Source organism: Streptomyces sp. NPDC057424, assembly GCF_042803315.1.
In the GTDB taxonomy this organism is placed as follows: domain Bacteria; phylum Actinomycetota; class Actinomycetes; order Streptomycetales; family Streptomycetaceae; genus Streptomyces.
Genome location: NZ_JBHVCP010000102.1, coordinates 1 through 11,489 on the forward strand (window position 1 = coordinate 1; position 11,489 = coordinate 11,489).

The 11,489-nt window shown below is 69.5% G+C and carries 15 protein-coding genes; 10 read left to right on the forward strand and 5 right to left on the reverse strand.

The annotated features are described in order from the left end of the window. Nucleotides 1-54: 54 nt before the first annotated feature. Nucleotides 55-456 (reverse strand): hypothetical protein, encoded by a 402-nt coding sequence (locus ACFU3E_RS37515; RefSeq protein ID WP_384169023.1) that lies wholly within the window; start codon nt 454-456, stop codon nt 55-57. Nucleotides 457-858: 402 nt separating this feature from the next. Here ACFU3E_RS37515 and ACFU3E_RS37520 point away from each other — a divergent pair, with 402 nt between their 5' ends. From ACFU3E_RS37520 to ACFU3E_RS37535, 4 genes are all read left to right on the forward strand, one after another. Beyond that, nucleotides 859-1,218 carry a hypothetical protein gene (locus tag ACFU3E_RS37520; protein WP_384169026.1) on the forward strand — a complete coding sequence of 120 codons (360 nt, stop codon included), beginning with the start codon at nt 859-861 and terminating at the stop codon, nt 1,216-1,218. Continuing rightward, nucleotides 1,219-1,536, forward strand: coding sequence for a hypothetical protein (locus ACFU3E_RS37525; RefSeq protein WP_384169029.1), 318 nt, complete (start codon nt 1,219-1,221; stop codon nt 1,534-1,536). 9 nt (nt 1,537-1,545) lie between these two features. After that, nucleotides 1,546-1,848 (forward strand): hypothetical protein, encoded by a 303-nt coding sequence (locus ACFU3E_RS37530; protein WP_384169032.1) that lies wholly within the window; start codon nt 1,546-1,548, stop codon nt 1,846-1,848. Nucleotides 1,849-1,979: 131 nt separating this feature from the next. Continuing rightward, nucleotides 1,980-2,249: a hypothetical protein gene (locus tag ACFU3E_RS37535; RefSeq protein ID WP_384169035.1), complete on the forward strand. Its 270-nt coding sequence runs from the start codon at nt 1,980-1,982 to the stop codon at nt 2,247-2,249. Nucleotides 2,250-2,429: 180 nt separating this feature from the next. On the opposite strand, the gene ACFU3E_RS37540 is transcribed toward ACFU3E_RS37535, so the two are convergent. Beyond that, the gene (locus tag ACFU3E_RS37540; RefSeq protein WP_384169038.1) at nt 2,430-3,209 is read right to left on the reverse strand and encodes an alpha/beta fold hydrolase; all 780 of its coding nucleotides are present in this window, start codon (nt 3,207-3,209) and stop codon (nt 2,430-2,432) included. A 77-nt stretch (nt 3,210-3,286) separates the two neighbouring features. On the opposite strand from ACFU3E_RS37540, the gene ACFU3E_RS37545 reads away from it, so the two are divergent. Further along, nucleotides 3,287-3,835, forward strand: a complete 549-nt coding sequence (locus tag ACFU3E_RS37545; protein WP_384169066.1) for a YciI family protein — start codon at nt 3,287-3,289, stop codon at nt 3,833-3,835. A gap of 16 nt (nt 3,836-3,851) precedes the next feature. Here ACFU3E_RS37545 and ACFU3E_RS37550 read toward each other — a convergent pair whose 3' ends face one another. Together ACFU3E_RS37550 and ACFU3E_RS37555 are read right to left on the reverse strand one after the other, a co-directional pair. Beyond that, nucleotides 3,852-4,034, reverse strand: a complete 183-nt coding sequence (locus ACFU3E_RS37550) for a DUF397 domain-containing protein (RefSeq protein WP_384169041.1) — start codon at nt 4,032-4,034, stop codon at nt 3,852-3,854. Further along, nucleotides 4,031-4,873 (reverse strand): helix-turn-helix domain-containing protein, encoded by an 843-nt coding sequence (locus ACFU3E_RS37555; RefSeq protein ID WP_384169044.1) that lies wholly within the window; start codon nt 4,871-4,873, stop codon nt 4,031-4,033. The genes ACFU3E_RS37550 and ACFU3E_RS37555 overlap by 4 nt, the downstream gene beginning before the upstream one ends. A 131-nt stretch (nt 4,874-5,004) precedes the next feature. Here ACFU3E_RS37555 and ACFU3E_RS37560 point away from each other — a divergent pair, with 131 nt between their 5' ends. The 5 genes from ACFU3E_RS37560 (at nt 5,005) to ACFU3E_RS37580 (ending at nt 9,645) form a co-directional block, all read left to right on the forward strand. Next, nucleotides 5,005-5,469: an ATP-binding protein gene (locus tag ACFU3E_RS37560; RefSeq protein ID WP_384169048.1), complete on the forward strand. Its 465-nt coding sequence runs from the start codon at nt 5,005-5,007 to the stop codon at nt 5,467-5,469. Between the two features lie 33 nt (nt 5,470-5,502). Beyond that, nucleotides 5,503-5,961, forward strand: a complete 459-nt coding sequence (locus ACFU3E_RS37565) for a PPOX class F420-dependent oxidoreductase (protein ID WP_384169051.1) — start codon at nt 5,503-5,505, stop codon at nt 5,959-5,961. A 20-nt stretch (nt 5,962-5,981) separates the two neighbouring features. Then, nucleotides 5,982-7,040, forward strand: a complete 1,059-nt coding sequence (locus tag ACFU3E_RS37570; RefSeq protein WP_384169054.1) for a hypothetical protein — start codon at nt 5,982-5,984, stop codon at nt 7,038-7,040. A gap of 182 nt (nt 7,041-7,222) precedes the next feature. Further along, entirely contained in the window at nt 7,223-8,227 is a 1,005-nt protein-coding gene (locus ACFU3E_RS37575) for an arabinan endo-1,5-alpha-L-arabinosidase (RefSeq protein WP_384169057.1), read from the forward strand. Next, nucleotides 8,209-9,645, forward strand: a complete 1,437-nt coding sequence (locus ACFU3E_RS37580; protein ID WP_384169060.1) for a family 43 glycosylhydrolase — start codon at nt 8,209-8,211, stop codon at nt 9,643-9,645. Before ACFU3E_RS37575 ends, ACFU3E_RS37580 begins: the two co-directional genes overlap by 19 nt. A gap of 16 nt (nt 9,646-9,661) precedes the next feature. Here ACFU3E_RS37580 and ACFU3E_RS37585 read toward each other — a convergent pair whose 3' ends face one another. Then, on the reverse strand, nt 9,662-11,410 hold the full coding sequence (locus ACFU3E_RS37585) for a pyridoxal phosphate-dependent aminotransferase (protein ID WP_384169063.1): 1,749 nt from the start codon (nt 11,408-11,410) through the stop codon (nt 9,662-9,664). Between the last annotated feature and the right edge of the window lie 79 nt (nt 11,411-11,489).

An 11,489-nucleotide genomic window follows, 5' to 3' on the forward strand; every position in this document is an offset into this window, starting at 1 on the left:
ACCGGCGTCGAGAAGCACCGTCGCTTCCCTGCGACCTGATCCAAACGACAGGCCCTAGCCTCGGCGTCCCGTACCGCCCCCGCCCCCGGCCCCGGCCAGTCCCGTCCCGGCCAGTACGTAGAAGGCGAGGAAGGGCAGCGGCATGGACCGGCCCGGGCCGTCGATCTCGTCGACCATGGACAGCGAGAGCAACGCCCAGAGCAGTCCGCCGCCGACCATCAGCGTGGTGTTGCCGCGCTCCCGCATGGCACGCATCCCGGCTCCCAGCAGGAGGGGCATGAGAGCCCAGGTGCCGGCCGTGGTCACCAGCCACTCGAAGGCGCCGGCGAAGATCGTCCCCTCGCCCGCCGCCGCTTTGCCGCGGGCCCAGGCGTAGCCGGCGGTCATCAGGGTGTGACAGACGGCGGTGGCGGCGGTGACGGTGACGGCGCCCTTGACGAATCGTGCGTACCGCATGGCGGTGGCCCTCCCTCTGTGCGAGCCGGTGGACCCAGGTTGGGCCGCCGGGGCCCACCGGTGTGTGCGGACGGGACTCTCCGACGCGCGTGCGCCGGGGGCCGGAGCGGGAGCCGGTCCCCGGCGTCGTTCAGGAGATCGCCTTGATGCCCTGCCAGCCACCTCCGCCGACCACGACGGAGGCCCACGGGGCCTTCGGCGGCCGGTTGAACTCGACGATCAGTTTGGCGTCCGGCTTGAACTTCTTCCAGCTGTACTCGTCCTTGCCCCCCTCCGCGGCGCGTGGGGCACGCAGCCCGAACGTGATGTTCGCCCACTTGCCGGCAGCCGCCTTGACCGCCGCGTCCTTGGCGGTGAAGTCGACCGCCTTGTTCGGGCAACCGACCGACCTCGCTGCTCTTCGTGCCCTGCGTCAGCGGTGAGGGCGAACTCGCCTCGCTCCTGCCGGCGTTCACACCCGCCGCGCGCGCCGCGCTCGCACGCGTACGTGTGCTCGCAGCCGACTCCGGCTCGCTGCCGGAGGAGTCCCACATACGGGCCGTCGACGAGGCGAACACCGTCTGCCCGGCGGCGTTGACGGCGCTGAGAGTGCGTGACTCGGCGTCCTTGCGCAGTTCCAGGCCCTCGGTCCGCAGCCTGAAGCCGATCTCCGCCAGCTCCGGCCGATCGGCCGCCTCGGGCGTTTCGACGATCAGCGCCTTGCTGAAGCCGTCCACACTCGCCCGCACCGCCAGGTCAACCCCGGGAAAGACCTCGCTGTAGGTGGCCGTCGACTCCTCGACAGCGGGCTCGGGAAGGCTGCCGGGCCAGGTCAGCGAGAGGGACGCGCTCCACCACTTGCCTTGTCAGGATGGTGGTGCGGTGGTGATGACCCAGGCGGATCATGAAATGACCCGCACTTACGGCGGCCGTGGTGCTGTGACAAAGCGCCAGCACGCAGGACTGCCTTTCCGGACCGTGCTGGCCATGGACATCTGGGACATGCGTCGCATCGGGCAGTTGCGCCATAATAACCCCGCCTACTTCAACAAGGGGATTCGCGAAATGCTGGCGTACTACCGTCGTATCGGAAAGATCTAGGAGGAATTGGTGGCCATTCGGCGCGAGGTGGCGGAATTAGTTGCAGCGGGAGGACTTCCGAATGAGGATGCAGAGGTCGAGGTCATCTCGGAAACGCAGAGGCTGATTGAGTGCATCCCGAAGCCGGTGACGGACGAAGAGGCCCAGGTGCTAGCCTCTCTCTTCGGGCCCGACGGCTGTTTCGGACTGGCTTGGACGCTGCTGCACCTCATTGAGACCGCGCCTGGCGCCGGCTCCGCGCGGTACACGAAGCGAACCAACAATGAATGGGTGCAGAGGCTCAACGCGCGGGTCGAGGCTGGCCGCAGTTGACGTCCGCGCTAGATCCGCCCCTTTGACTCTCCTGCGGAGGCGAAGTAACTGAACAGGGGTTCGCTGGCCGGGAGGGCTGCCGGTGCTCGACAGCCCTCCCGTGCCGCACCTTCGCTCGCGGATGGATGGCTATGAGGAGATTCTCCGTCTACGGACGGGAGTTCGCCGCTCTTATCATTCTGAGCGACTGCAACGACTACGAGTCGATGGAAGTCGTCGAGATGATCGATGGGAAGCGGGGGGAACTCCTGCTGGAGTTCCGCATGGACGACAGTTCCACTCGGCTGAGCTTTGTCCGTCAGGAGATCGAGATTCCTCTGCTCAGGGCTTCCCTTGAGGTCTTCCGCGAGGAGTCCCTCGAGCCGAGAAAGGCGGGTGGCCTGGTCTGCCCTCCATGGTGACAGGACACGGTGCGGGTTTCTGCCAGCAGCCCGCCGACAATTCATGACAGCGACAGCTCCTTCGGATGCACGTCCGGAGGAGCTGTCCATGTGGGTCGCAAATTGGCCCAACTCTTCACCGAAGCAGTCGACACTGACGCTAAGCGATCGTAAGGTTCACTCGCCCGGACGTCCGAGTGATCAGTTCTCGGCCGTGGGCGTGAGGGCGGCGGCCGTGGCGGCGGCGAAGGCCTCCGGATTGTCCAGCATGATGTTGTGGCCGCAGTTGGGGATCGCCACCACGGATACGCCGGCCTGCGTCAGGGATTCCACGCCGGGGAGTGGTCCGTCCGCCTCGGGGAGCAGGAAGGTGCGGGGGATCTTCAGGTCCACCAGGAGCTCGCGCATTGTCGGGACCGTACCGCGCGTGAGGTGGAACGCGCTGCGGTGCAGGGCCTCGCGGCCCGCGAGGCGCATCGTGGACCACCAGTGCGGGCCGACCCGGTCGCGGACCTCCTCCCAACCGCCCTTCAGGAACTCCTCCTCGGAGTAGGCGGCGATGCCGCTGCTGCCCGACGAACCCGGGGTACGCGGGGCCGGGTCGAGGTTGGCGTCGATCAGGACCAGCCGGGAGACCAGGTGGGGGTGACGGGCGGCCAGGACGATCGCGACCGAGCCACCCATGCTGTGGGCGATCACGTCGGCGGCCGAGACGCCCGCTGCCGTCAGGGCGCTGGCGAGCGCGTCGGCGTGTGATTCCAGCGTGTAGTCGAAGTGCGCCGGGCGGTCGCTGATGCCGTGGCCCAGGAGGTCCAGGAGCAGGGAGCGGCGGCCGGACAGCCTCGGGTCGACCGCGACGGCAGCGAAGTAGGCCGGTGACGTGGCGCCCAGCCCGTGCACGTAGACGCGTGGCGGCTCCTGCCCCGGCAGTTCGACCCAGCGGATTCGGTCGCCCTCGGGTGTTACGGCGGCGCTGCGCACTGGCTGTATCTCCTGCGGTCGCGAGTTGGTCGGGAGATGAGAGTAGTCAGCTGTTGGGGATGGCAGGGTCTTGGGTCATGGAGTTCTTCTGTTATCACCGCGACCGGCCCGGCTCCCTGCCCCTGCGCGAGGAGCTGGGGGAAGCGCACTGGGCCTATATGGACCGGTACGAGGCGGAGTTGATCGCCCGTGGGCCGACTTTCTCGGATGACGGTGAGACGCCCACGGGCAGTGTGCACATCGTCGATCTGCCGGATGCCGCCGCCGCGCGGGCGTTCGCCTTCGACGAGCCCAACTACCAGGCCGGGGCGTACCGGGACGTGCTGGTGCGACGCTGGCGCAATCTTCTGGGGCGGACCATGTGGGAGTTTCCCGGTGGACCGAGTGGTGGAGACCGATACCTCGTGCTCGGCTTCGGCTCGGGGACGGCCGTCGACCTCGACGTGCCCTACGACCGGGACGAGCTGATCGCCTACGGGCCACTGCTGTCCGACGATGGTGCCGTGTGGGTGGGAACGGCAGCGCTGGTGCGGGCCCCGGACGCGGAGGCGGCGCGTGCCGTGCTGACCCGGGGCCGGTACGCCGACGTCGAGGTCCACGACTGGGAGTTCGGCGGTCGGCGGTGACGAGTGTGTTCGACGGTCACTTCGTGGCGTGCGAGACGAAGGCGGACCAGGCGGTGGGGGAGAGGGTGAGCTGGGGGCCTTGTTTGTTCTTCGAGTCGCGGATGTGGACGGTGTCGGGGCGGGTGGCTATTTCCAGGCAGTCGCCGGAGCCGCTGCTGCTGTAACTCGACTTACGCCAGGCCTTGTCGGAGGTGCTCATAGGTCTCCTCGCATCCGCTGCAACAGGCTCACGGAGTCTGAGAGGGAAAGAGCCTGTGCACGCATGCTGGCATACCTCCGCTGGAGCACGATGACCACCTTTGGGTCGGCGGTCAACTGGCCGCTCTGCTGCCCCTCGGTGTAGGCGAACCACTGGTTCTCCGGAGTCTCCAGCAGCTGCATGGGGCCGTGCAGTCCGGAGTGGGACTCCCGCAGCAGCGGCATGATCTGGATCTCAACGTTCCGCAGGTCGGCCAGTTCCAGCACGTGATCGACGAGCTCGCGGGTCGTCTGCGCGCCGCCGGTACCCCGCAGGAACAAGTGCTGTTCGAGGATGAAGCTGAACGCAGTGTTCGGCCGTTCTCGCAGCAACCGCTGACGCTCGGCGCGAGCCTCCCACTGGGCCTCGATCTGCTCGTCGCACAACGGCGGCAACTCGTCGATGAAGAGCTGACGTGCGTACGCTTCCGTCTGGAGCAGACCTGGGATCATGCGGCACTCATATGTGCACAAGGTGATCGTCACCTGCTCCAGTCGAGCCCACTGCCGGAACCAAGCAGCCAACCCGGGTTGTCGCGCCAGCCGTTCTCCTGCTTTCCGGAGAGCCCCCGTGTTTCCGAGGACCTCGTCCGCCCGCTCCACGAACACCGGATCCGGCATCCGCCTCCCCAACTCCATGGAAGCCACCGTGTGTCTGGAGAACCGGACCAGTTCGCCGAACTCCTCCCGGCTCAGCCCCGCGTGCTCGCGCAAGCCCTGGACCACCGCCCCGAACGTCCGCAGGCTGTCCGACGACTCCGGCTCGCCGCCCGTTCCCGCCCCCACCGCGCCATCGACCACCGTCGATCACCTCCCGCGCGTCATGGTTACGGCACGTCACCGGTACTGTCCAGTCCGTGACCGCGTACGCCGCACCGGCGTACGCGGCTCCGACCTCGCACAGAGGGGTTCCGGCGCGGGGCATTGGCGGCATGACAGCACCTGCCACTCCCCGACCCGCCGTCACCGTGCGTGTGTTCGTGCAGCGGTTCAGCGCCACTCCCCGCGGCGCACGCCTGGCCCGGCACCTGGCCGTCGGACGGTTGCACAGCTGGGGCATCCCCCACGGCACGGACGCCTCCGACGCCGTCGCCCTGATCGTCTCCGAGCTCGCCGCCAATGCCGTGACGCACGGGCGTGTGCCGGGCAGGGACTTCGAGTTGCGGCTGTCGCTCGTCGGCGGCAGTGTCCGTGTCGAGGTGACCGACACGCACAGCGGGCCGCCGAACCCGCCAGGGCCGCGCGGCGTGGAGCGGCCGGGCTCCCTCGACGAACACGGCCGGGGACTGGTCCTGGTCGCCGCGCTGTCCGACCGGTGGGAGGACCTGGAGCGGAAGCCGGCGCCTGGCAAGACCGTACGTGCCGAGGTCGGACTCGGACTCCTTCCGGCACCCTGAAATGATCTGCGCCGCACCGGTGTTGGCGATGTCATGACGCAGAGACCGGCACCTCGCCCCCTGTCCGACGCAGCCCTCTCCGACCTGCTCGGCACGGAGCAGTTCGGCACGCTCGCCACCGTCAAGCGCAGTGGCCACCCGCACCTGACCACCATGGTGTACAGCTGGGACCCCGAGGCCCGCATCGTGCGGTTCTCCACGACGGCCGACCGCGTCAAGCTCGCGCACCTGCGGCGCGACCCGCGAGCGGCGCTGCATGTGCGGGGCGGGGACGTGTGGTCGTTCGCCGTCGCCGAGGGTGAGGCGGAGGTCTCCGACGTCACGATGGCTCCCGGTGACGCGGTGGGCCGTGAACTCCTCGGCATGCTCCCGCAGGCCGCCAGGCCGGAGGACGAAGAGGCCTTCCTGCAGAACCTGGTCGACGAACGCCGCGTCGTCATCCGGCTGAAGGTGGACCGGCTGTACGGGACCGCGCTCGACATCGAGGGATAGGGCTGCGGCACGATGGGCGCATGAACGGACAACGGGGCAGCACCGAAGAACAATCCCTCGCGGACCTCGCCCGGCGGCTCGTCGCGGCGGACGCCGGCGGATGGACACCGGACGGGGTGAAGGCCCTGGCGGACGGGCTCGGCTGGGCCCGGGGCGGCACGGCGGACCATCCCGTCCTGGTCACCGGCCGGTCCTCGGGTGACGCCCGCCTGCGTCCCGTCGGGACCTACGAAGAGCGTTACACCGATGGCGAGTCGTACGTGGAGCTCGCGGTGCCGGTGGCGACCGCCGCACCCGACGCCGCGGCACAGGCCGCCGCCTTCCGTGCGGCCGGCGAGGAACTGACCGCGGCCCTGGGCCGGCCGTCCGTCATGGGTTCGCACGGCGACATGGGTCCCTTCTACGACAGCGGGCCGCTGTGGGGCGCCCCCTTCATGCGCTGGCGCGGCAGCCCGGACACCCTGGAGCTGCGCGCCGGGAAGTCGGGGCCGGAGCTGGTCCTGCAGCCCACCGGCCCGGCGGAGAACTGGTTCTGGCGGCAGGGCAGCGGCGAAGAGCATGCGATCAGCGGCTTCTTCGGCAGCAACCGCGATCCGGCCAACGCCGGCCTCGGCTTCCCGGGCGGCTGGACCGCCCGCAGCTGGGAGACCGTCACCCGGGCGCTGGGCGACTTCCTCGACGCCCTGCCCGCGGAGGCGACCGCCCTCGGCATCGGTATCGGGATGCCGTTCTACGGGCGGACCGGCGGCAGCGCGCCCCTCCTCTTCGACGTGGCGTGCGGCGACCGGCTGTCGATCGGCTGCTTCGCCCCGGGCGGCGTCGATGCGGCCTCGCTCGGCTGGGGCACTGTCGCCGAGCACCCGGGTACGGCCTCGGTCTGGCGCGACGACGATCCGGTGTGGCGCGTGGACGCGGGAGGCCCCGGCGAACCCAAGGGCCGCGCCCTCGCGGAGATGCTCGTGGCGACGGCCAGGGCGGCGGGGGTGAGCGAGCCGACCGGTCTGATCGTCGGCGGCGAGGCCGAGTACGTGGATGGTTACCACGTCACGTACTACGGGCTGGGCCTCCCGACCGGCTGACACTGCCGCGGCAGGGCCGCGCGCGGCCCCTCGCACCTCAGCCGAACTCCCATGGTCCGCGCAGCTGTTGCTGCGCGGACCATTGACGCGCAAGGTGTTCGATTCTACGGTCCGTTCGAACTTGCGAATGTTGTTCGAAATATCGGGCAGCTCTTCACCCCCACCGCAAGGAGAGGACCCGCATGAGCCGCAGTCCCCGTACGCTCAGCAATCCCCGTACGCTCCGCAGTCGAACCGCCCTGCTCGCCCTCCCCGCCGCCGCCCTCCTGGCACTGATTCCGAGCACGGCGTCCGCGTACCCCAACCCCGGCCGCGTCACCGGCGACGTCGTCACGCACGACCCGTCGATGCTCCGCACCTCGTCCGGCCAGTACCTGCTGTACGCGACCGGGGGCGGCATCTCCAGCAAGACCTCCGGTGACCGCACCGCCTTCCGGAACGGCGCTGACGCCTTCTCCAGCAGGCCCAGCTGGTGGCGGAACTACTCGTCCGTCCCCGAGGCCTGGGCGCCGGACATCTCCTACCACGGCGGCAAGTACCTGATGTACTACTCCGTCTCGAAGTTCGGCTCGAACACCTCCGCCATCGGACTGGCCACCTCCAGCACCGGCCGGCCGGGCAGCTGGACCGACCAGGGCACCGTCTACACGTCGAACTCCTCCAGCGACTTCAACGCCATCGACCCGAACCTCTTCGTGGACGACGACGGCAAGTGGTGGATGTCGTTCGGCAGTTGGTGGACCGGGATCAAGATGATCCAGATCAACCCGTCCACCGGGAAGCAGCTCGGTTCCAACACCACGCGGTACTCGCTCGCCTCCCGCCCCACCGGGACCAAGGCCGTCGAGGCGCCCTTCATCGTCAAGCGGGGCGGCTACTACTACCTCTTCGCCTCGTACGACACCTGCTGCAGCGGCACCAGTTCGACGTACAAGGTCAAGGTCGGGCGCGCCTCCAGCATCACCGGGCCGTACCGCGACAAGAACGGCGTCGACCTGATGAGGAACGGCGGAACGCCCGTGCTCGAGTCGCACGGCAACGTCATCGGGCCGGGCGGGCAGTCGATCCTGAAGGACAGTGACGGCGATCTGATCGTCTACCACTACTACGACGGCAACGCGAACGGCACGCCCAAGCTCGGTATCAACCTCCTGAACTGGAGCAGCGGATGGCCCGTCGCCTACTGACCCTGCTGGCCGCGCTGCTGCTGGCCCTGTCCGTCGGCCAGCCCTCCGCGAGCGCCGCCTCGTTCGCCAACCCGGTCAAGTCCGTCAAGGGCGCCGACCCCTGGATCTCCTACCACGACGGTAACTACTACCTGGTGACGACGAGTTGGACCGACGTCATCACCATCCGCAAGTCCACCACCCTCGCCGGGCTCTCCACCGCCCCCAGCGTCCAGGTGTGGAAGGGTGACGCCGCCTCCCGTTGCTGCAACATCTGGGCGCCGGAGCTGCACTTCCTCAACGGCCGCTGGTACCTGTACTACGTCGCCGGGCAGAACGTGTCCGACTACAACCCGACGCAGCGCAGCCATGTGCTGGAGAGCGCGGGCTCCGACCCCATGGGCCCGTACACCTACAAGGGGCAGCTCAGCAACGCGTGGATGCTGGACCCGAGCGTGCTGAACGTGGGCGGCCGGCTGTACATGCTGGGCAGCGCCAACACCGGCGGGACGCAGAACGTCGTCATCGCGCCGATGTCGAACCCGTACACCGTCAGCGGTGCGTACTCGACGATTTCCAGACCGACGTACGCCTGGGAACGGCAGGGCGGCACCGTCAACGAGGGCGCCGAGGTGCTGCAGCGGGGCGGCCGGACCTTCCTGATCTACTCGGCGAGCGGCTGCTGGACGCCCGACTACAAGCTCGGGCAACTGGAGCTGACCGGCTCCAACCCGCTGTCCGCCTCCTCCTGGACCAAGAAGTCCACGCCCGTCTTCCAGCGCAGTGACGCGAACGGGGTGTACGGGCCCGGCCACAACGGCTTCTTCACCTCGCCCGACGGCCGCGAGAACTGGATCGTCTACCACGCCAACGACTCCGCCTCCGAGGGCTGCGACAACGGCCGTACGACCCGGGCGCAGAAGTTCACCTGGAACTCCGACGGCACGCCGAACTTCGGGACGCCGGTGCGGCTGGGTGCCTCTCTCCCCGGGCCCTCCGGTGAGCCGGCCGCCGCCTCGACGACCTACACCGTCACCAACCGCAACAGCGGCAAGTGTCTTGAGGTGGCGGGAGGTTCGGCGGCCGACGGTGCCAACGTCCAGCAGTACACCTGCAACGGCGGAACCAACCAGCGCTGGCGTCTTCAGGACCTCGGTGACGACACCCACCGCATGGTGAACGTCGCCACCGGCAAGGTCCTGGACACCGCCGACTGCTCCTCCGCCGACGGCGCCGACCTGCGTCAGTGGTCCTGGCTGGACAACACCTGCCAGCGCTTCCAGTTCGTCGCCACGGACGCCGGTCACGTCCGCATCGTCAACAAGGCCACCGGCAAGGTGGCCGACGTGGCGGACTGCGCCACGTCGGACAGCGCGGACGTACGCCAGTGGTCCTGGCTCAACAACAACTGTCAGCAGTGGAGGCTGAACCCGGTGTAGCGCAGCCGGGCTGCGACTACCCCGCCTGCCCCATGCCCGCCGCGTTGGGCCAGCTCTGCGCGGCGGGCCACCCCGTGGCCGGCGCCGGCGAAAGCCCGTTCGTCCCCCGGACCTGGGCTGCCGTGAGCCCGCCCCGGGCGGGAACACCGGGCGGGGTGGGCCCGGTGGGCATCGGCATCGGCGCGGCCATCGGAGCCGGGGCCGGAGCCGGGGCCGGAACCGGAGTCGGGGCCTGGGCGGCCGGTGCGAGCGGCTGCGTCGGCACGAACGGCTGTGCCGGAGCGAGCGGTTGCGCCGGAGCGAGCGGCGGTGCCGGGGCCTGGGCCGCCGGAGCGAGCGGCTGCGCCGGTGCCGGCATGGGTTGCGGTGCGGGCTGGGGAGCGGGTTGCGGGTCGGGCTGGGGGGCCGTCGGCATCGGCATCCCGCCGCCCGGGCCCGCCGGCACGGCGGACGCTGCGGCGGGGAGCGGCATGCCGGTGCCGACGGCGGCGGGCGCGGCGGCGGGACCTGGGCCACCGGTACCGATGGCCTGCGCCGCCAGTCCCCGCATCCCGGCCCCGTTCGTCTCGCTCACCAGACGGTCCACGGCCGCCGTACCCGAGCTGTAGCTGGTCCCATTGCCCAGCTCGGGTACGGCGGCTCCCCTCCTGGACGTCCCGTAGAGCACCTGTTCCAGGCCGGACACCAGGCGACGCACGTCCACCTGGGGGCGCACCACGAGACGCAGGAAGCGACTGGACGAACCGATCTTGTTGCCGCACTCGCGGACCAGGATCCGGTGCTCGGTGAGCATCCGGTCCCGTACCACGGTGCCCTCGGCGCCCACGGGGAGGCGCACGAAGAGGAAGTTGCCCTGCGACGGGTAGACCGTCAGTCCGGGCAGGGAAGAGAGCTGGCCGGCCATGTCGCGGCGGTCGCGGCGCACCTGCTGGAGGCTCTGCGCGTACTCGGCGCCGTGTTCCTTCAGCATGAACACCACGTGCTCGGCGAAGGAGTTGAGGTTCCACTTCGGGAGCATCGAGCGGATCCGGCCCGCGAGCGCCGGGTTGGCGACGAGGTAGCCGAAGCGGATGCCGTGCAGGCCGAAGTTCTTGCCGAGGCTGCGCAGCACCACGACGTTGGGCCGCAGCATCGCCTCCTGGACGACGGACGGCTCGGCCTCGGCGTCCGCGAACTCCAGGAACGACTCGTCGATGACGATCAGGTCGAGGTCGGCCATGGCGTCCATGAACTGCACGATGGCGTGCTTGTGCAGGAAGCCGCCGTCGGGGTTGTTCGGGTTGCAGATCACCGCGACGCGCGTGCCCCGGGCCCGGATGAACTCGGCGTACTGCGCGAGATCGAGGGCGAATCCGCTGGACTCCTGGAGCGGGAACATGTCGACCCGCTTGCCTGTCTCCATGGGCTGGTCGGTCCAGCGGCCGAAGGTGGGGACGGGGACGGCGAGGGACTCGCGGACCAGCAGGTGGTCGATCCAGGTGATGAGCTCGGTCGAGCCGTTGCCCATGGCCACGCACTGCGGCGGCAGCTGGAGCAGGCTGCACAGCTCGGCGGTGATCGTGTCGGCGCTGCTCGGGTAGTACGTGATGATGTCGCGCAGCCGGCCCGCCATGTCCTCGAACATGGCCGGGGTCGGGAAGTACGGGTTGCAGGGGATACAGAAGTCCACGGGGCCGGCTCCCTCGCCGCCCTCACGTGTCAGAGCCGCCATCGACGGGCTGTGTGCCGCGGTACTGCGGAACAGCGACGTGACGTTGTCGGCCATGGAACCTCCGTATGAGGCGGGTCCGTTGGGGACGGCCGGACCCGACGTTTAAGGGCGGCCCGCGCGGGGGAGCGCGGGC